Annotated in this window: 17 protein-coding genes and 1 tRNA gene; 14 read left to right on the forward strand and 4 right to left on the reverse strand. The window is 53.7% G+C overall.

Annotated elements, in window-relative coordinates:
* A partial coding sequence (locus tag M3G15_RS14445) for an ATP-binding protein (protein ID WP_397376629.1) occupies positions 1–1,450 on the forward strand: 1,450 nt, incomplete at its 5' end.
* Positions 1,451–1,497: 47 nt separating this feature from the next.
* Here the strand turns inward: M3G15_RS14445 and M3G15_RS14450 are convergent.
* Complete coding sequence (locus M3G15_RS14450) at positions 1,498–2,544, reverse strand: YkvI family membrane protein (protein WP_260071336.1); 1,047 nt, start codon at positions 2,542–2,544, stop codon at positions 1,498–1,500.
* 397 nt (positions 2,545–2,941) lie between these two features.
* Here M3G15_RS14450 and M3G15_RS14455 point away from each other — a divergent pair, with 397 nt between their 5' ends.
* The 3 genes from M3G15_RS14455 (at position 2,942) to M3G15_RS14465 (ending at position 4,347) form a co-directional block, all read left to right on the forward strand.
* Positions 2,942–3,514: a xanthine phosphoribosyltransferase gene (locus M3G15_RS14455; RefSeq protein ID WP_009222819.1), complete on the forward strand. Its 573-nt coding sequence runs from the start codon at positions 2,942–2,944 to the stop codon at positions 3,512–3,514.
* A gap of 102 nt (positions 3,515–3,616) precedes the next feature.
* Complete coding sequence (locus M3G15_RS14460; RefSeq protein WP_009222820.1) at positions 3,617–3,949, forward strand: hypothetical protein; 333 nt, start codon at positions 3,617–3,619, stop codon at positions 3,947–3,949.
* A 182-nt stretch (positions 3,950–4,131) separates the two neighbouring features.
* Entirely contained in the window at positions 4,132–4,347 is a 216-nt protein-coding gene (locus tag M3G15_RS14465) for a hypothetical protein (protein WP_009222821.1), read from the forward strand.
* Between the two features lie 22 nt (positions 4,348–4,369).
* Here M3G15_RS14465 and M3G15_RS14470 read toward each other — a convergent pair whose 3' ends face one another.
* Positions 4,370–4,801: a YhjD family protein gene (locus M3G15_RS14470; RefSeq protein ID WP_009222822.1), complete on the reverse strand. Its 432-nt coding sequence runs from the start codon at positions 4,799–4,801 to the stop codon at positions 4,370–4,372.
* Positions 4,802–4,963: 162 nt separating this feature from the next.
* Here M3G15_RS14470 and M3G15_RS14475 point away from each other — a divergent pair.
* The 3 genes from M3G15_RS14475 (at position 4,964) to M3G15_RS14485 (ending at position 7,461) form a co-directional block, all read left to right on the forward strand.
* Positions 4,964–5,048: transfer RNA gene (locus M3G15_RS14475), tRNA-Leu, on the forward strand.
* A gap of 187 nt (positions 5,049–5,235) precedes the next feature.
* Positions 5,236–6,405, forward strand: coding sequence for an alpha/beta hydrolase-fold protein (locus tag M3G15_RS14480; protein ID WP_260071337.1), 1,170 nt, complete (start codon positions 5,236–5,238; stop codon positions 6,403–6,405).
* Between the two features lie 87 nt (positions 6,406–6,492).
* Entirely contained in the window at positions 6,493–7,461 is a 969-nt protein-coding gene (locus tag M3G15_RS14485) for a LacI family DNA-binding transcriptional regulator (protein ID WP_260071338.1), read from the forward strand.
* Positions 7,462–7,547: 86 nt separating this feature from the next.
* Here M3G15_RS14485 and M3G15_RS14490 read toward each other — a convergent pair whose 3' ends face one another.
* On the reverse strand, positions 7,548–9,893 hold the full coding sequence (locus M3G15_RS14490; RefSeq protein ID WP_260071339.1) for a helix-turn-helix domain-containing protein: 2,346 nt from the start codon (positions 9,891–9,893) through the stop codon (positions 7,548–7,550).
* A 135-nt stretch (positions 9,894–10,028) separates the two neighbouring features.
* Here M3G15_RS14490 and M3G15_RS14495 point away from each other — a divergent pair, with 135 nt between their 5' ends.
* The 6 genes from M3G15_RS14495 (at position 10,029) to M3G15_RS14520 (ending at position 17,570) form a co-directional block, all read left to right on the forward strand.
* Complete coding sequence (locus tag M3G15_RS14495) at positions 10,029–11,549, forward strand: extracellular solute-binding protein (RefSeq protein WP_260071340.1); 1,521 nt, start codon at positions 10,029–10,031, stop codon at positions 11,547–11,549.
* A 120-nt stretch (positions 11,550–11,669) separates the two neighbouring features.
* On the forward strand, positions 11,670–13,223 hold the full coding sequence (locus tag M3G15_RS14500) for an extracellular solute-binding protein (protein ID WP_260071341.1): 1,554 nt from the start codon (positions 11,670–11,672) through the stop codon (positions 13,221–13,223).
* 15 nt (positions 13,224–13,238) lie between these two features.
* Positions 13,239–14,210: an ABC transporter permease gene (locus M3G15_RS14505; protein ID WP_009222828.1), complete on the forward strand. Its 972-nt coding sequence runs from the start codon at positions 13,239–13,241 to the stop codon at positions 14,208–14,210.
* Positions 14,210–15,085 (forward strand): carbohydrate ABC transporter permease, encoded by an 876-nt coding sequence (locus M3G15_RS14510; RefSeq protein ID WP_260071342.1) that lies wholly within the window; start codon positions 14,210–14,212, stop codon positions 15,083–15,085. Before M3G15_RS14505 ends, M3G15_RS14510 begins: the two co-directional genes overlap by 1 nt.
* A gap of 45 nt (positions 15,086–15,130) precedes the next feature.
* Positions 15,131–16,255 carry a glycoside hydrolase family 88/105 protein gene (locus M3G15_RS14515; RefSeq protein WP_036643693.1) on the forward strand — a complete coding sequence of 375 codons (1,125 nt, stop codon included), beginning with the start codon at positions 15,131–15,133 and terminating at the stop codon, positions 16,253–16,255.
* Complete coding sequence (locus M3G15_RS14520; RefSeq protein WP_009222831.1) at positions 16,242–17,570, forward strand: glycoside hydrolase family 28 protein; 1,329 nt, start codon at positions 16,242–16,244, stop codon at positions 17,568–17,570. The genes M3G15_RS14515 and M3G15_RS14520 overlap by 14 nt, the downstream gene beginning before the upstream one ends.
* On the opposite strand, the gene M3G15_RS14525 is transcribed toward M3G15_RS14520, so the two are convergent.
* Positions 17,567–18,349 carry a glycosyltransferase gene (locus M3G15_RS14525; protein ID WP_009222832.1) on the reverse strand — a complete coding sequence of 261 codons (783 nt, stop codon included), beginning with the start codon at positions 18,347–18,349 and terminating at the stop codon, positions 17,567–17,569. The two genes, M3G15_RS14520 and M3G15_RS14525, sit on opposite strands and share 4 nt — an antisense overlap.
* A gap of 203 nt (positions 18,350–18,552) precedes the next feature.
* Here M3G15_RS14525 and M3G15_RS14530 point away from each other — a divergent pair, with 203 nt between their 5' ends.
* Entirely contained in the window at positions 18,553–20,169 is a 1,617-nt protein-coding gene (locus M3G15_RS14530; protein WP_260071343.1) for a glycoside hydrolase family 5 protein, read from the forward strand.
* Positions 20,170–20,253: the final 84 nt, after the last annotated feature.

Below are 20,253 nucleotides of genomic sequence, written 5' to 3' on the forward strand. Positions count from 1 at the left end.
CGTCCGCCATCCGCAGAGCGCCGCGGCCGCTTCCCGGTCGCGCAGCGGGGCCGCCCCTTCGTCCGGTCCGGTGGACTGGGACGAGGAGGAGCGGCAGCTGCGCCGGCTGATGGAGGCGTGGCAGCTGTGGGATCAGCGCCACGCCGCGCTCCAGAGCGAGGCGGAGGCCGCCTTGAGCCAGGCCTCCGCCGCCCGGGATGAGCTCGCGGCTGCCGAACGCGAGCTGGCGCGCCGCGAAGCCGCCTTTGAGGAGTTGGCCGGGCAGTGGGAGACATGGCTGACCGAACGAAAATTGTCTGCCGATCTGTCCCCGGAGGCGGCTGCGGACGTGTTCCGCCTCGCGGAGCAAGGCCGGGACTGGCTGGCCCGCTTGGATGGGCTGGCGGCCAAGATGGCCGCGCTCCGTGCGGAGAACGAGCGGTTTGAACAGGAATGCTTGGCTTATGGCGACCAAGCAACCTCCGATCAAGCCGCGGCAGTTCTGCGAGCAGCCTTATCTCACCTGGACGGCGCGCTCGAAGCGAAAAAACATCACGACCAGCTTTCCGCCCAGCTGTTACCGCTGGAGGAGGAAGGACAGCGCTTAGACGACCGCTTGCGGCAAGTGCTTGAATCGGAGCAGGCGTTGCTCGCCGAAGCGGGCGCTGCAGACGGCGAAGAGTTGCTGCGTCTTGGTGCTGCGAAAGAACGGCGGGAGGCTTTGGAGCGGGAGCTTCGGCAACTGGAGCTGATGTTGTTCGCGGGACTTGACGACGCCAAGCAGGAGGAGTTGGAGCAGCTTCTGCGGACGACGGAGGAATCGGAGCTCCGCCAGCGCTTGGAAACGGTGGAGCAGGAGTTGGCGCAAGCGGAAGCCTGGCTTGGACAACTCCAGGAACAACGCGGACGCTTGCTGCAGGAGCAGGAAAGCTTAGCCGCCTGCTGCTTGCAGGACGATCTGATGCAGCAGTTAGAGGAGCAGCGGGCGGCCTTGCGCGATCGTCTCGATCAGTATGCGGTGATGGCGGTTTGCCATGAACTGATCGGCCGCGCACGGCGGGTTTATGAGGAAGAGCGTCAACCAGCAGTGCTGCAAGCCGCCTCGGGATACTTTGCGGAAATGACCGGCGGCACCTATCGCCGCATCGTCATGAAAATCGGCACGCAGGAGCTGATGGCCGAGCATTCGGAGCTGGGTCCGCTCGAAAGCGCGCTGCTCAGCCGAGGGACAGCGGAGCAGCTGTACTTGTCGATGCGGCTGGCATTATCCGAAGCGGTATCGGGTCAAACGCCGCTGCCGTTGCTGCTGGACGACCTGTTCGTTAACTTTGACGAAGGCCGCTTAGTCGGGGCGATATCGGTGCTGCGGAAGGTTGCGGAACGCCAGCAACTCATTATGATGACTTGCCATGAGCATGTGGTTCGGCATGTCCAAAACCTGTTGCCGGAAGCGAAGGTCGTGCACATGTAGACCCATCACATAAGTTAGGCAGCGAAAGCTGCCTGGAGCCCCCGGGGTTAACCCCGGGGGGTTTCTTTTTGCCGATACAACCCGAGTATCAGCGCCCAGATCAAACTGAACAAGCCAAACACGGGATATAGCACCGATAGCAGGGAGCTAAAACCAAATTGGCTGGTGATATAACAGATACACAAAATCGTAACCGAAATCAGCATCGGCGGCACTTGAACCCGCTGCTGCAGCTGGAGGGTCACCCCATACACGTCGGCGACAAAGGTGCTGAAGATTTCCATGAAAATGAGCAGGACATAGATCAGTTGGATGGTTGTCCCCAACTGCTGGGCAATGTTGCCCATCGGGATTTCGTATTGTACGATCCCCGGCATGTAAGCCGACAGGGCAAAATGACCGGCCATTAACATAAAGCCAACGCCCAGCCCGCCGAGAACGCCGCCCAGGACAATGACCCGGCGGCTTTCGGTATGGCTGCCGATCGGCACGAGCACCGCCTGAGCCATGGACAGGTTAAAGGCTGCATACATCAGCGGCGACGCCCAAGCTGCGATCAGCGGAGTATCCGTCTCCAACGTCAGGAAACGGGCCGCCCCCGGCGAGCCCGCGGTATTTATAATGATCGCGAGCGAGAGGATCAGCATCATCGGCACCACGATGGAGTTTAACTGCAGCACTCCGTTGATTCCCCGGCCTAGCAGCAAATAGGTAGCAATCAAAGTGATCCATAGGCCTGTCTGATAATGCAAGCCCAAGTGTTCCATAAAGACGGAGCCGGCTCCCGCCAGCATCACGCTGTTGACACCGATGAGCACGATCAACGTAAATATGCTGAGCGCACTGCCGATCCGTTCGCCAAACAAGCGGCGGTTTAGGTCTTCATAGGAAGCTGCTTTAATGCTTCGAGCGAGCAGCATCATTTTGGTGCCAAGCCAAACGAACAGCAGCGTGGACAACAGGATCGTCAATACGCCCCATTTGCCGTACCGGGTGAAAAACTGGAGAATTTCCTGTCCCGTCGCGAAACCGGCGCCAACGACGGTGCCGATGTAGGTGAAGGCGATCTGCAGAACTTTTACGGCATTTTTCATGGTTTTCCCCCCGGTTCTTGTGCTATATATAGTACAAGGTATGTTGTCCAAGAACTGGACATGACTTAAAACCTATAGGTCGTCCAAAAAGTCATCTTTCGAGCGCGGCAGGTTTGCTCGCCGTCAATATAACGGAACTGAGAGACGTTATTCGCCGGAGAATGGGACTATTCAGATTCTAACGGAACGAGCTGACCTTATTTGGGACAAATTCAGCTGATTGACCGTCAAAATGGTCCAATAAGGCCTCTAGGTTCCGTTAGCGCGGGAAATAGCCGGGAAATGGGCAAATAAGGGCCGTACGTTCCGTTACGCCCAGCCGCACACCACTCCCGCATGAACTCGAAATCTGACTTGTTGGACGAAGCTATAGATCATGATCTTTGGAGGAAATGATATGGAATTGTTAAAACAAAAGATCGTCGAGCAAGGGGTCATCGTCTCGGACCAAGTGCTGAAGTTGGACGGGCTGCTGAACCATCAGGTGGATCCGCAACTGACGATGGAGATGGGCAAGGAATTTGCCAGACGGTTTCGCGACCAAGGGGTTACCCGCGTCATTACGGTGGAGTCGTCGGGGATCGCGGTGGCGTTTGCGACCGCTTATGAGTTAGGCGTCCCGCTTGTATTTGCGCGGCGGAAGAAAACGCTGCTGGCCGAGCCGGACATGCTGTGCGAGCGTGTCCCTTCGTTTACGAAAGGAATCGTGACGGACATTCTGGTGTCACGCGATTTTCTTGGGGAGAACGACCGGGTGCTGTTCATTGACGATATTATCGCGAATGGCGACGCAGCCCGGGGATTGATCCGAATTATTGAAAGATCCGGGGCGGAACTGGTTGGAGCGGGAATCGTCATCGAGAAATGCTTCCAGCCCGGAGCCCAGGCGATTCGGGAGCAGGGGATCCGTCTGGAGACGCTGGCCCGCATCGCATCGTTGGAGGGCGGACAAATCACGTTCGCTGACTGAGGACAAACGGGCGAAGAAAATGCAGCCAAATTACGGTTAATCCTTTGCAGGCCCCCGTTTTTTCGCTATAATGAGGATTACTAGGGAGAGGAGGCTAAAAGAATGGGGAAAGAATTGGCAGTAGACGCGGAGTTTTTTCTTTCGAAATTGTCCGAAGCGAAGGTAACTTTTGAACGTGCCCTGGATTGCAAACATACCGAGTTTGATGACCTTTATCCCTATATGCTTGAACATCCCCAGTTTTTCTGGTACAAACGCTATGTAGCATGGTCGCAATTGTTAACGATAGCCGGGCTGTGCCAAGAGCTCGATGTGCCTTGGAAGGAACAGTTCAGCCCGCAACAAGTAGGGTATTTGGAGCAAAGAGTCATGTCGGCCAAAGTGCTTGATTTCTGGTTTGAAACGAATGACAGCAGGGAGCACGCTTCGCGATAATCCCCTGCGCAAGGTCCAAAGCGACCTGATACTGTCCGGTGCTGCACCGGCTGCTTAAAGCATTCAAAATGATCGAAGTCCCGCTGGTTCGCCGGCGGGGCTTTTTCTTGCATTTCCCTAAGGCGAAGGATGGACGGGACCTGCAACTGTTGTATAATGATTCCCAGGAGGTGGGGTATCCGATGATCTCGGATGAATTATTGGACCAATACCGGCTGTCCGGAGAAAAAATACGCGTCGTACGCGACGGCCTTCCGGAAAACGACGTGCGGGGAATCGTCGTAGCTTGGGACGACACGCATGTGTTAATCCGCAAACCGAACCGCAACGTGGTGAAGCTGGACCGCAATTACATTTATCAGCCTGCGAAAGAGCCTAGAATTTCGCCGGTGGATTAAGATATGAGGGAAAAGGGGGAACTTAAGGAAGGAGATGTGCCTTGAGGTTCCCTTTTTCCATGCGTTCTCTCCGGGACGAACCTGCCGCCTGGGCGGTTCCGTTCAAATAAGCGCGCATCCGGGAGGATACCTCCTGTTGCAGGCCGGCCCACAAAATCCTCATCTTTCCGCGATAGCCCCGGCAACGGTATTCCGCCTGAATGCCGTTCTCATCCTGGTGAATGCGTTCGATAGCGATGTTCCGCTCGCGGAGATTGCCGTGGATTTCCGAGAGAACCAGCGCCGCTCGCCGCTCGCCGTTGCGGATGAGTTCAACGTAAGCTTCGGGGCTCTTCAGCAGCCCGCTTTGCTCGAGAATTCGGGCGTCCCTTTGAAATACTTTTTGCAAAAAACCAAGCAGCAACGCGCTCTTGATCAGCGCGAGTTCCTCTTCCTTAATGCCGGGAACGGCCATAGGTCAACACCTCTTTATGCGAACTTATGTTCTTATCATAACCCAATAGATTATTTTTAATCAAGGGGGCTTATCCGAAAGTTGGGCATTGACTTTTTTGGGTTGGACGTGGTATGATCTATCTTGTCGCTGCAAAATATGATTTTGTACGATACCGATTATGCGGTCGTGGCGGAATTGGCAGACGCGCACGGTTCAGGTCCGTGTGGGCTAACCCCCCGTGGAGGTTCGAGTCCTCTCGACCGCATTGATTTTAACGAAGAAGAGCTTTTGATTTGCCTTTAGGGTGAATCAGGAGCTTTTTTTTGTTTCATTTTGTGGGGAATCGCGTTGACAAATCGAAAAAGCTAGCCTAATATCGATTTAACTTAAACGTATAAGTTATAGAGATTAATCGTTTAAGTTGAAATTGTCTATCGAAGGGGTGACCGGGAATGATGGGAGCGAAAATCGTCACACTTGCCAACGTGCACTCCAAGCTTTTGGGGAATTCGCGGGAGGTTTACGTCTATTTGCCCCCTTCTTATGCGGAGTCGAAGAATCGTCGGTACCCGGTGCTTTATGCGCAGGATGGACAGCATATGTTTGCGTCCGACGCGAAGGGAGATTCGTGGGAAATGCATCAAACGGCGGAGCGGTTAAGCCGGGAAGGCCGGATGGAAGAAGTGATTATCGTAGCCGTCTCGTCCATTTCGGATCAACGGGGCTCGGAGTATTTTCACAATCATCCGGGAGTTCGGGAAGCTTTCCATACGACCTGTAAGGGGGAGTTGTACGAATTATTCACCACCGCATGCACGGACGGTACGAACCAACAGGAGCCGCTGATCGAACAAAAAGTATACCATTCCTTCCCGGTGAAACCGCCGTCGTTGCGTGTTTGGGTCGATATCGGAGGAGCGGAAGGGCTTATCATGCCTCGTCACGTACGGGCGTTTGTGGATGAAATGATCGAAAGCGGCTTTACGCCGGGCGAGGATTTGATGTTTTTGCTCGACGAGACGGCAGGCCACTCCCAAGCCGATTGGGCAAGACGGTTGCATCGTCCGCTGATGTATCTGTTTGGCGAGATTGGACGCCCTTGCAGCCTGAGGCTGGCCGGGAGAAGGCAAGTCGGGCTAGAAGGATACCGGGTTCGGCTGTATCCGAAGGTGACCTATGACACGGGCTTCGAAATGAGTTTACTCACGGCGGAATATAAGGTGGACTGTCCGGAAGTGTTGACGGTGGGATCCAACGGCTTGATTGTTCCGCTAGCCTCAGGGAAGGCCGACGTAGCGGTTCAATTCGGCGGCCTTACAGGAACGGCAAACATAGAGGTGATTCCGGAATTATCCGATCACGTGCAGGTCGAAATCAGCGTGACCGTTCCTCCGTCTACCCCGGCGGATGCTCAAATCCATGCGGGGTTCGAAATCCCGAAAGTTCGGGACGGTTTCTACCAGGGAAGCTTTTTGCTGCCCAGAGATCTGGCGTTTGATGTGAAGGTATCCCGGGGCTTTGGTTGCCATGAGCGCAGAAAAACGAGTCGACGCTTCGACACCTCCGAGCCGGTTCGTTTGCATTTCAATGTGGAGGAATGGGAGGATGATTCAACTTCCTGATTCTATGCGGGACAAGTCAGTAGCAGTTGCCTTCAGGGATATGCTGTCATCCTACCAGAGTGCTAGTGAATCGATGAGGTGTTAGATGTGAAAAAAGCAACGATGAAAGACATCGCCCGTGAAGCGAAGGTTTCGGTGGCGACAGTCAGCTACATTTTAAATAACGTAGACAACCAGAAAATTACGGAAGAAACGCGTTGCCGAGTGTTGGAAGCCGCGAATAAGCTGAATTATATCCCAAGTCTTGCGGCACGTTCGCTTGTCCGGGGTAAATCCGGCATGGTAGCCTTGCTCTTTAGCCGCGGCGAGCGGGACGGGGTATGGAAGCAGCTGTATTACGGCAGGTTGGCCGAACGGATGGAAGCGCTCTGCAAGCAGGCAGGTTATCACCTGCTCGTGCTGGGGATGGACGCTGAGCGACCCAATCCAGAGATCATCCGGCAGCGGGAGGTGGATGGGGTGCTGTTGGCCGGAGTGAAGCAGGAAGTATTCCGGGACATCTCCATCCACTTTAGCTTTGGGGTGCCGATCGTGCTGCTCGACACCCCTATAGACGATCCGCTGTTTCATAAAGTTGTGATTGATTACCGGAAGGCATTCACTTTATGGAGAGAGCGATCGGCCACTAGCGAACGGCGCTTTTTGGTACTGGACGACTTCACGAACGAGAACACGATGAAGACGATCATGGATGCGGCTCAGCTCGAACCGAAAGCGGTTTTCGTGCTGACAGCCGATAACGTGGACAAGCTGCCCGATTTTTTGGCGCGGTTTCAAGGGGGCAGCGGGATCGTGGTAAATGAGTTTGTTGGCATGATCGTTGCGAATGCCTCACATGGAATGGAGCTTGAGTTGACCGTCCTCTGTACGAGCGGATGTCCTGAACTGCTGTCTCCCGCGGTCCGCAAGTTAACTTCGGAAAGAAATCGGGGACAGGTTGAAGTTGCTTTTGAGATCATGCAGTTTTATATCGAATCGAAGGATAAGGCCTCCCAAAAAGTGAGCTCCAAAACCGAAGCGGGATATGAAGAGTATGTTTTGATCCCGCTGCAGTGAGTGTGTTTCCATTCAGGGGCACGCCCCTCTATCATACGGGATAATCCTGCAAAAGCCCCCAGCCAACGAACACTGCACACGCGGCTTTAAATCGATTTCCGAATGTTCCCCGGCGAATGCGCAGACTCAGCTTCCCGATACTGCCCCGGCGTCATACCCTCTACCTTTCGGAAGGAACGGATAAAGTTCTGCGAGTTGTTGTATCTCAGCTTGGCTGCGATCTCCTTGACGGGCATTTCCGTGTTGCGCAGCCATTCTTTGGCCATCTTGAAGCGGTACATCGTGAGGTATTCGCTGAAGGAGTAGCCCGTTTCTTTCCGGAAAATGCTGCTGATGTAGTTCGCGTTGTAATGAAGACGGGCGGCGCAAGCCTCCAAGGTCAGATCCGTGTCGTACTCGTGGTGAATCAAATCGATAATCTTCTCCGAAATGTTCTGGTATTGGGCGTTTTGCCGGTTATTAAAGATGCGGATCATCGGTTGAATGACCGTCGTCCAGAACCAATCCTCGATTTCCGCTTTGGTGTGCAGCCCCAGCATCTCTTCAAATAATGAGCCGCTGCCTGCAGGCCGGATCTGGTGCAAGGCGATCCCCGCTTCCTGCATCATCACCAGCAGATTGTTCAGCAGGCGGGTCAGCGGAATTTGATATTCCTGCGGCGACAGCTCCTGGCTAAACAAGGAGTTAAACAACCGCGCGTTCACTTCCTTGGCTTTCTCCGTTTCCGCCAGCTTGATGGCGTCTAGCAGCTTGCTTTCCTTATGCGTCGGGTAATTAACGTTCAGGACATGCTTGCCGGAGTTGAGGTTCTCGTATTGAATAATGACCCCGGTCCCCAGCTTCATTCGATATTTCAATGCTTCCATCCCTTCGCGGTAAGCGATGGGCAGCTTCGCGATAGACTGGAATGGCAGGCTTAAGCCAATGCTGACATGGACCTTCAGGCATTGATGGATTTCGTGCTGCAGCTTCTCCGTCCAGGCATAAACGGCTTGGCGAAACGAATCGGGCCCCTCTTCAGGACTTCCGATCAACGTCACGATCGTCTGATCCATAATCACGGGAGTGAACCGGCTTTGGGGATCCAGCAGTTCCTCGATGATATTTTGCGCGGCGAACAGAAGCAGGTTGAGATCCTTTTTGGCATAGGCCGAATCCTCCGTAAAATCCAGGGCTAAGGTGAATACCGCCATCGTTCGCCAAGCGTGGATCTGCTCCTGGTAGCCGTATTGTTCAAGCTTCTCCAGTAATTGGCTTTTGGTGTAATGCCCTTGGTACGCTTCAATCAAGGAGAAAGCCCGCACTTGTCGGATATGCTGACGAACTTCCGTTTCGAGCTGCGATTTGGACTGGAACAAACGATGATACTCTTCGCCAATGAGCTCAAATTCATCGGCATGCCCCCGGCGGACATCGGTTTTGCGCCGGCCGATCAGATGCAGAAGGCGTTCAATCGGCGAGTACATCCGACGCGAACCAAACCAAGCCAGCCCGATCGACGGCACCAGCATGAATAGGCAGACATAGAAGGTGAACAGCCCGATTTTTCCTGCTTCCCGGGTCAGGCTGCCGATGGAGGTTACCGAGAGATACATCCATCCGTTCAGCTGGGAGCGCAAGTAGGTGACGGCATAGGCCTTCTTGCCGATGTTTGTCTGAAACTGCCCGGAGGGCTGGGCCTCGTCCGCTAGCAGGGAGGTATCTTCCCATCCGGTCTCCTCCAGCTGCTGCCCGATCTGCGACGGATCGGGATGCATCAGGATTTGCCCGCGCTCGTCTACGACAATGACGATGTCCTCCGTCTGGATGTCCGTCGCCACAACGTCCTGCAGGCTGCAGGCGGGAAAATTAGCCAACGCCAGCCCGTATTTGTGCAAGCTGGAGACCGGCAGCTTCTTGATCAGGCTAATGCTATAATGGCAAGGTGCGGAATCCGCATTCTCCTCGCTGTAAAACCAGGAGGACGGCGTTAACATCCAGGTGGTGTCATTAGGCGTGTCCATCAACCGTTCAAGGCCTTCACGGTCCTTATATTCGCTCATCCGGTACAAGCCGGAGTTCTTCACCATCCAGTCTTGCTGCAGGTTAATCAGAACGACGTCCTCCAGCCTCGTGTCGAAGGATTGCATGTTTCGGATTTCATTACGCAGGTCGTTATATAATTTGAAATCGCTTTCAGTTAACGGGTTTTGAAGAGCCCTTTTGAGTACGGTCGAGTTCACGACTTGATTTAACGTTTGGTTGACAGTTGTTAACTTCCGTTCTACATTGGAGTTAATTTGCGAAATTAGCTCAATTTTGCTTCGGTTTACATTTTTTTGGATTTCCCGGGTTGAAGTCAGATAGGAGAACGTACCGATGAACAGGACGGGCAGCGTACTTACGGCGATTGTAAAAATCATCAGTTTGCTTAAGAAGCTTAAAGGTTTCACCAATCTCAGCACCTGACCTTATCGTTAAAAAGTCGTTATTTCCAAGTGTATGACGTCTGTAAAATAATAGCAATAATCATCTCGTGAGGCAATAATCATTTTGTATTATTCTTCGGTTTGGGGGGGCTTTGACCAATGATTAGAACAAAAGACGGGGGCCGCGGATTATCCGCGATTGCGCTACTCTTACTCGTGCTCGTACTCTTGGTTTCCTTGCTAAGCGGGTGTATGAACCGGAACACGCAACTCCAGGCATCCGATCCTGATCGGCCTTATTTGTCCGTTTTGGTGCCGCTTCATTTTCCTCAGCCGCCATCAAAGGAGATTGTAGCCAAGATCGAGGAGTTAACCGACGTTCGGCTGGATCTTAGATGGGTGCCGGAGGGCGTCTATACCGACAAAATGATGACGGGGTTAACCACAAACTCCCTTGCCAAGGTCAGCTTTGTGAAATTTTCTGATTATCATCTGGTAAAGAATGCGATCCGCTCCGACGTCTTTTGGGAAATTGGGCCGTATTTGGCGGAGTTTCCGAACCTGAGCAAACTGGATCCGGACATATTAGATCAGGCGGCTGTAGACGGAAAGATATATGGGCTTTATACCGAACGACCTTCCTCACGGCAAGGGATCATTTTACGCAAGGATTGGCTGGAGCGACTTGGTTTGGAGGAGCCCAAAACGCTGGATGAGCTTTATGAAGTGCTGCGGCAGTTTACATATGGGGATCCGGATGGCAATGGGAAGCAGGACACGCTTGGCGTCGTGGATCGGAACGATCTGGTGTACGGTATTTTTAAGACGCTCAGCTCTTATTTCGGTACCCCAAACAACTGGAAGATCGAGGATGGCCGGGTCATTCCGGAATTTATGACGGATGAATATCTGAATACGATGAATTTTATGAAAAAGCTGTATGACGAGAAGCTGATTAACTCGGATTTTCCGCTGACAAGCAAAGAGGTGCAACGGGATCGGTTCATCCGCGGCGAGGCGGGCGTTTTGATCGGAAGTATGACCGACGTTCAGCGCCTTGCCATTGAAGCGCGGGCCATCAACCCGGATGCGGATTTTACGCTGGTGAACCGGATCAAAGGTCCGTACGGTTATAAAGTATGGTCGATTCCGAATTTTAACGGCCTGTATCTATTTTCTAAGAAGATGATTCCAACGGAGGAGGATCTGAGAGATGCGCTGCGGTTTTTCGACCGGACCATGGATCGGGATGTGGCCAATTTAATGAAATATGGCTTCGAAGGCAGACACTACCGGACGGAGAACGGGATGGTCATTCTGCCGGAGGAAACGTCGCAGCTGCGGGTGAACGAGGTGAATCCGTTATATTCGCTGATGATTGCCGATATCAGTAACCCCAATTTGATGGAGGTCGCGCAAAAAGAGCATTTGACTCAAATCGCCGAACAGCTTAGCAAAGACAACGAAGCGTTCCTGGTGGACGATCCGACGGTTCGGCTCAGCTCGCCGACTTATGATGAGAAGAGTGCGGAGCTGTCCACGATCATTAGCGATGCCACCTACAATTATATCCTGGGGCGCATCGACGCCCACGGCTTCCGCCAAGAGGTTGAGCGGTGGAAGCAAAGCGGCGGTCAAGCCGTAATTCGCGAATTTGAGGAAGCGCTATCACGCCGATAATCATTAGTTCAGGTTCAACGCTTAGCAGCTGCCGTTATGAGGAAATGATTGTTTCCGTACTGCCGCCATGACGATACCGTGGAAGAGTAAGCAATCCAAACCATGGGAGGTCCAAAGGTTATGAAGAAACGATCCTTCATCCTCATTCTGACCGCACTGTTATCGTTAAGCGTTGTGCTGGCCGGTTGTGGAAGCGCTAACAATAAGGGAGGCGGCAGTTCAGCTGCGACAGAGCCTGCCGCGTCTACTTCTGACAACGGCGGGAACACAACCGCAGAGGCGGAGAAACCAACGGAAATTACGATTATGCTGCCGTTAAATACGTCGGAGACGCCGCCGGATACGATCAAAGCTGAGCTGGAGAAGCTGACGAACACGAAGCTGAACTATCAGTTTTTCCCGGCGGACACCTATGAAGAAAAGCTGAACACCGCGTTTGCCACGGGCTCCTTGCCTCAAGTCACCTACCTCAAAAACCAAACCACGTTTATTCAAATGAAAGAAGCGATTAAGGACGGACAGTTTTGGGAAATCGGCCCGTACTTAAGCGAATTCCCGAACCTGAACAAATTAAAGCCGGAAATTCTGAACAACACGAAGGTGGAAGGCAAGCTGTACTCCCTCTATATCGGCAGACCGCTGGCACGCCAAGGGATCATTTACCGCAAAGATTGGGCCGATAAGTTAGGCTTGTCCGCACCGGCCAATGTGGACGAATTGTTTGAAATGGCCAAGGCGTTTACGGAACAAGACCCGGACGGAAATGGCCAAAAGGATACGATCGGAATCGCTGACCGGAACGAGCTGGTCTACGGAGCGTTCAAGACGGTATCCGCTTGGTTCGGTACGCCAAACAACTGGGGCGAGAAGGACGGCCAGCTGCTGCCGGAGTTTATGTTCCCGCAATATATCGATACGATGGATTTCTTTAAGAAGCTGCGGGATAACGGCTACATTAACCAGGACTTTGCAGCGACCAGCAAAACCGATGCCGTCAATATGTTCACAAGCGGCAAGGCCGGGCTCTATATCGGCGGGTCCATGCAGGACATCGATTCGCTGAACAAGGATCTGATCAAAAATGTGCCGGACGCCGTACTCGACACGCATAGCATGGTAGCCGGTCCCGACGGGAAGTTCGCCCAGTGGATGATTCCGGGCTACAACAATATCATTCTGTTCCCGAAATCGGCGGTGAAGGATGAAGCGGAGCTCAAGAAGATTTTGGCGTTCTTTGACAAGATGATGACGCCGGAAGTAGCCAATTTGATGTACTGGGGCATTGAAGGCACGCACTATACGGTCGTAGAAGGCAAAGCCAAGGCTGCGGATAACAAAGAATTGATCGAGCGCGAAGTGAAGCCGTTTAAGGACAGCGTCATCGGGGAACCCGAAACCAACGGCATGTACGAAAGCTACAATACGCTGCCAGGCCGGATCCATGCGGAAGAATTAATCAAGGAGAACGTCAAGGTGGGCGTGCCTGACCCTACGGCGGCGCTGGATTCGCAAACCTACGCGGAGAAGGGCGTGGAGCTGCAGCAGTTGATTACGGACGCCACATATCAATATATTTACGGTCAAATCGACAAGGCGGGCTTCGAGAAAGCGATCGAGCAATGGAAGAGCCGGGGCGGCTCGAAGATTATCGAGGAATATAACGCAGCGAGATAAGAGAGGAAGATTCGTATGAGAGACGCAACAGCTCCTAGTTCACTCGCGCCAAAGCTTCCACCGCCCGAAAGACGTGCGAAGGCCGCACAGCTCCGCAAGCGGCTGTGGAGAAATAAATGGCTGTATGTGATGCTGCTGCCCGGCGTGCTGTATTTCATCATCTTCAAATATTTGCCGATGTACGGGCTGATCATTTCCTTTCAGAACTACAAGCCGTATAACGGCATCCGGGGCAGCGAATGGGTAGGATTGGAGCATTTTCAGCGGCTGTTTACGGAACCGGACTTTATGGTCATTTTGAAAAACACGGTGATTTTGTTTGCGCTCAACTTGTTTATCTATTTCCCGGTGCCGATCATCCTGGCGTTGATGCTAAACGAACTGAGAGGGAACTTCTTCAAAAGGCTGTTCCAGACATTCGTTTACTTGCCGCATTTTATGTCCTGGGTCATCATCGTGTCGATTACCTACGTGATGGTGACGATGGATGGCGGGATTATTAACGAGCTGCTGGTGTACTTCGGCTTTGAAAAGATCAACTTCCTGTTGAATCCCGACTGGTTCCGACCGATGTACATCCTTCAGGTGATTTGGAGGGAGGCCGGCTGGGGGACGATCATTTACCTGGCCGGCATGGCGGCCATCGATCCCGGATTGTATGAGGCGGCACGGATGGACGGAGCCGGCCGGATGCGTCAGGTGTGGCATATTACGCTTCCGTCGATTCGGGGCGTGATCATTACGCTGTTTATTTTAAAAATCGGGCATGTGCTGGATTTGGGCTTCGAGCATGTCTATCTGCTGCTGAATTCGATGAACCGGCAGGTTGCGGAAATTATCGACACGTATGTGTACACCGCGGGGCTGCGGCAGGGGCAATACAGCTACAGCACGGCGATTGGGTTCTTCAAATCCGTCATCGGCCTGATCCTGGTCATGCTGGTCAATAAACTATCCAAGAAGTTCGGGGAGGAGGGCGTTTACTGATGGTGGAGGACCGATCGGTCAGCGGCCGTATTTACGCGGCAATCAATTTTACGCTGCTGGCCATCATTGCGTTGATAACGGTGCTGCCCTTCGTCCATGTCGTGGCCGGTTCATTTACGACAAACGCAGAGCTGGCGGCGAACAAATTCGTGCTGATTCCCAAAGTGTGGAGTCTGGAGGCTTATCGGTTTATTTTTTCAACGAATACGATCTTTAAGGCGATGGGCGTCTCGATTGGCGTCACGCTGATCGGTACGTTGTTCAGCATGCTGCTGACGGCGCTGATGGCTTACGGGTTGGCCCGTAAAGACCTCGACGGCCGGAGAACGATCAATTTTCTGGTTGTCTTTACGATGCTGTTTAACGGTGGGTTGATACCGACGTTTCTGGTTGTGAAGGAGCTGGGGATGATCGATACGTACGCCGCACTGATCATTCCTTCCTCGATCAGCGCGTTTAATATGATCATTCTGAAGAACTTCTTTCAGAACATTCCGGAGGGCTTGGAGGAGTCCGCGCGGATCGATGGCTGCAACGACTTTGGCATCTTGTTCAAAATCGTGCTGCCGCTGTCGATGCCGGCGATCGCTACGATCTCGCTCTTCTATGCGGTTACGTATTGGAATACGTACATGTCGGCGATTTTGTATCTGAACGACAGCGCCAAATGGCCGATCCAGGTGCTGCTGCGGCAAATCGTCGTGCTCGCGAGCGGGCTGGACCACAGCGCTGAGCTGGATGGAACCGTACCGCCGCCGGATCAGACGATCAAGATGGCGGTCATCGTGGTTGCCACTCTGCCGATTCTGCTGGTGTATCCGTATCTGCAGAAGCATTTTGCCAAAGGGGCTTTGCTGGGGTCGATGAAAGGTTGAATGATCCATGGCGATGAAATACGAAGCGGAAGGAGCTGGGAAAAGATGAGGCAACGTCCAGACACTCCCTTGGAATGGGCGAAGAAGGCATGCGATTCGATGATGGACATTTACACGGATGCGGGAACTCTCCCTCCCGCCCATCGCTGGCATTATCATCAAGGCGTCTTTCTGTGCGGCATGGAGCAACTGTGGGAGGTCGTTCAGGATGAGAAGTACATCAAGTACATTCAACAATACGTGGATGATCTGGTGGATGAGCAGGGCAATTTGATGTTCGCTCGCGATGAGCTGGATGCCGTGCAGGCCGGATTGCTGCTGTTCACGTTATACGAACGGACCGGGAAGGCCAAATACCGGATAGCAGCCGATAAACTGCGCTACCTGTTGCTGACGCTGAACCGCACGAGCGAGGGCGGTTATTGGCACAAGGATAAGTATCCTTATCAGATGTGGTTGGATGGTCTCTATATGGCCGGTGTATTTTCGCTGAAATATGCGAATGCGTTTGGGGAAGCAGGGCTTCGGGCAGAGGTGCTGCACCAGGAGAAGCTGATGCGCAAACATATGCGCGATGCCAAGACGGGTTTGCTGTACCATGCCTGGGATGAGAGCCGGCGGATGCTTTGGGCGGATCCGGAAACCGGCTGTTCACCGGAATTTTGGAGCCGCTCGCTGGGCTGGTATGGTTTGGCGTTGTCTCAATTCCTCGATTTGCTGCCGGCAGATGAGCCCGGGCGGGAGGAGCTCGCGGGGGCGTTATCGAGTTTCGTGGATGCGCTGATCCGTTATCAGGACAAGGAGAGTGGGCTTTGGTATCAGGTGGTCGACAAAGGCGATCGGCCGGATAACTGGCTGGAAACGTCAGGCTCCTGCCTGTTCGTATACACCCTGGCGAAGGCGGTGCAGCAGGGCCTTGCCGGTGAAGACGCCGGGCAAGCCGCATTGAGGGGATATGAAGGGCTGACCCGGGTGGTGGAATGGGACGATAAAGGCCGTTTGGTGCTGCCGGATATCTGTATCGGCACATCGGCCGGGGATTATGACCATTACGCTGCGCGCCCGAAAGTGAAAAACGATCTGCACGGGGTTGGCGCGTTTGTGATGGCCTGCACCCAAATGGAAATGTTCCTCAGCAGAATGGAGGATCCCGCGGATGTGCACATATAATATCGTTGATTATGGTGCGGTGAAGGACAGCGGGGTTCCGGCAACCGCGGCCATCGCGGCCGCGATTACGGCGGCAAGCGAAGCCGGAGGAGGCACGGTGGTCGTGCCGGCCGGGACGTTCGTGACCGGAGCGATTTTCCTGAAGAGCCATATCGAGCTTAGGTTAAGTCCCGGGGCGGTGTTGTCCTTCAGCACCAACCCGGATGATTATCCGGTCGTAAAGTCAAGATGGGAAGGGGTGCAACGGGAGGTTCATGCCTCCTGTATCTACGGGGAAGATCTCGAGAATGTGACCGTCACGGGGAGCGGCTGCATCAACGGGAACGGCCAGCCCTGGTGGGAGAAGCAGCGCAACCGTCCGGAGGAGCTGCACTATCCGCGTCCGAAGCTGATCAGCTTCGACCGCTGCCGGCGGGTGACGATCAGGGACGTTTCGCTGGTCGACTCGCCCAGCTGGACGGTCAACCCGATTCGCTGCCACAACGTGACGATCGACAACGTATCGATTCTGAACCCGGCGGATTCCCCCAATACGGATGGAATTAACCCGGAATCGTGCTCGAATGTGCGAATCAGCAACTGCCATATCGATGTCGGGGACGATTGTATCGCGATCAAGGCAGGCACCGAAGAAACGGCGGAGCGGGTTCCCTGTGAGAACATTACGATCACAAACTGCACGATGATTCATGGTCACGGCGGGGTGGTGATCGGGAGCGAGATGAGCGGAAATATCCGGAACGTGACGATTTCGAACTGCGTCTTCCAGCACACGGACCGCGGCATCCGGCTCAAGTCCCGACGCGGCCGCGGAGGTATCGTCGAGGATATCCGCGTCAGCAACCTCGTCATGGAAAACGTGATCTGTCCGTTTATTATGAATCTGTATTATTTCTGCGGTCCACGCGGCAAGGAGAAATACGTGTGGGACAAAAATCCTTATCCCGTTACGGAGGAAACTCCGCAGTTCCGGCGGATTCATTTCTCCGACATCACGGCGCGCGAGGTGCACGCCGCTGCCGGCTTCTTGTACGGGTTGGCGGAGCAGTACATTTCCGAAGTCACCTTCGACCAAATCGAGATTTCCATGGCGAAGGACGCGGTTCCCGGCCGCCCCGCCATGATGGATGGAATCGAGGAGACGGCACGGCGCGGGTTCTACCTGGGAAATGTGCGGGACGTACGATTTAACCAAGTGTCGATTGAAAACCACGAGGGTCCGGCTTTTTATATCGAAAACGGGGAAGACGTTGAACTGACGGCGTGCCGCTCGAAGCGGACCGCCAAGCCGGAACCCTTAGTGGAGCGGCACTAGAAAAAGTTGGACAACACCCGTTTGATTTCGCTTGGGCTGACGATTTCCGGGCCAAAGAAGGTTTTGGCACGCTGGCTGTCCGACCAGGGCTCGATCGTCATGGCATCTTTGATGCCGGGAGTCTTCCAGGTTTTTACTCTTTCAAAGGACATTCCTGTGTTTAAAGCATGGATATGATTGATCCAAATCGGTTCTTTGACATGGATAAACTCATGGGGCACCTTTAGCGCGTCACGCCAGCTGAAATTCGGCCGCTGACCTTGCAGAAACTTCCCGACATCATGGATTGTCGCGCCGTAGCTCGGCAGCCAGAAGAAAAATTTGCCCAGCCGGTGTTGCACCGAATCGTAAATGTAGCCGTATTGGGGGACCAATGCGGCTGTATTTTTTTTCGGCGTATAAGCGTGCAGTCTGCGGATGAAATCTTTGTGGTACATATCGTCGCTCGATAGATACACCCGGTAGTAGCAGTCATAGCCTGCGATATCTTCGGAAACATGGGCATAATAACCCCTTGGCGTCACAAACTGAATATTTCTAGGCAGAGGTACGTACCGGTCGAGGATTTCCCGGATTATTCGCTCGGAGGCGGGATCGTAGATGACATAGCAGGAAAAATCTTGCGAGGTTTGCAGCTGCAAGCTTTTTCGCGTGTAGGTCATGAACAGAGCCAGCCTTTTCTCAATCCAGTTTCGAGTTGTCCGTTCCGGCGTTCCTCCCCAATCGTTAAAATGAATCTCAATGATTAGTTTCTTCTGTTTGCCCCCATTCTCTGGCATAACGGTTCAGCCTCCTTCAATTTCACGCCGCGAAGATTTATTTCAATCTTCTAGCATCTTATGCGAGAATCTGATTTTGGTATGGACAGGAGGTGTGCACTTTTCGGGTCGATGGCGCAAATATCGGGATTCCCCTCCCAAGCAGGAATAGGGTGCTATAATGATTGGCGTACAAACCGATCTACAGGGGGAGGACATGAACGATGCTCGAACAAACGGATCGCTCGCGGGTGAAAGGCTTTCTCCGCGCAGAGGGAACAAAAATCGTCAACGGGGATGGAGAAGAGATCCTGCTGACGGGCTGGGGACTGGGCAATTGGCTCTTGTGCGAAGGTTATATGTGGTTATCCCATCACTCCCGGTTCGATCGCCCGCGGCGGATTGAGGCCGTCATTCAGGAATTGGCCGGAAGGGATTATGCTGAGCAGTTCTGGAAGCGTTTCCGAGAGAACTATGTGACCCGCGAAGATATTCGGCGGATGGCGGAGCAGGGATATAACTCGGTCCGCATTCCTTTGAATTGGAGAGTGCTGATGGAGGATGAACCGGGCATTCGCTGGAAAGAGGACGGATTTGCATTGATCGACCGTTGTTTGGATTGGTGCGAGGAGTTTGGCCTCTACGCCTTCTTGGATTTGCATGGGGCGCCAGGCGGACAGACCGGAGCCAATATTGACGACTCGGTAGACGATTTCCCTCGCCTGTTCACCGATGAAGACAACTGGAACAAAGCGATCGAGCTGTGGAAAGAGCTGGCCCGGCGGTACCGTGATCGCTGGATCGTCGGCGGATACGACCTGCTAAATGAACCAGTTCGTCCCGGTCTGATGGAAGGCAAACACGAGGATTTTCTCGTTCGGCGGCTGGCGGCGTTTTATGAGGAAGTGATCGCGGCGATTCGGGAGATTGACGACCGGCATCTGCTGTCAGTGGAAGGGCATCATTGGGCGACGAATACGGCTGTTTTTTATAAACGTTACGATCCCAATATGGTGATCCATTTCCATCGGTACGCCTGCAAACCCGGCAAAGAAGCGTACGAGGAGTTCCTGGCGCTGTCCGAGGCGTTGGACCAGCCGCTATGGCTCGGCGAGACCGGGGAGAACGAACTGGAGTGGTTTGCGGCGATGTATCCGCTAGCCTTGTCGCTGGGGATCGGTTATAACTTATGGCCGTGGAAGAAGATGGAGCGAGCGAACTCGCCGTATTCGGTCAACAAACCCGAGGGCTGGGACGAGCTGCTTGCTTATGTCGAAGGTGGAGCACGGCCCAGTTATGAACGTGCGCGGCAAATTCTTGATGCTTATTTGGAAAACATTAAGGTAGAGAACTGTACTCCCCGTCCAGAGGTGACAGCGGCGGTGTTCCGCAAGCCGGGCTGCCGGGTTCGCGGCACGGATTATGATGAGCTGCCAGGCAGAGGCATCTCGTTCAGCGGACGCCGCACGGAAGGGAACATTTATAAGTACCGGGCCAAAACGGGCATGAAAATTGTGCCGATCTCGGATGAGCCGCAACCTAAGAAATTTGGGTTTGACTGCGGCTGGCAAAATCTCGCTCTGGAGCTTACGGACGGCGAGTTTGCCGCCTATTCGTTCTGCGGCATCGAAGCGGGCAACACGGCGACGCTGGAGTTGATTTGCCGGGAAGATGCGGTGATCACTCTAAAGCAAGATGGGGTTGAGAGAGGGCGTATGACGCTTTCTCCAAGCCGTGATGTCGGCCGCTTCAGCGTCGTGCTTGGCGAGGCAGCGGATACCACGCTGACCGTCAGTGTGGAGGCGGGCCGAATCGAATTACATGCCATAACAGTGGAATAAAATGAAAAAAAAGGCTTGACTCTTTTCGCGGTGCATGATATTTTATATCTTGTCGCCGCGAAAAATGGTTTAACGGCTTTCGCG

The sequence above is a fragment of the Paenibacillus sp. p3-SID1389 genome, assembly GCF_025151705.1.
Taxonomy (GTDB): Bacteria; Bacillota; Bacilli; order Paenibacillales; family Paenibacillaceae; genus Fontibacillus; species Fontibacillus phoenicis.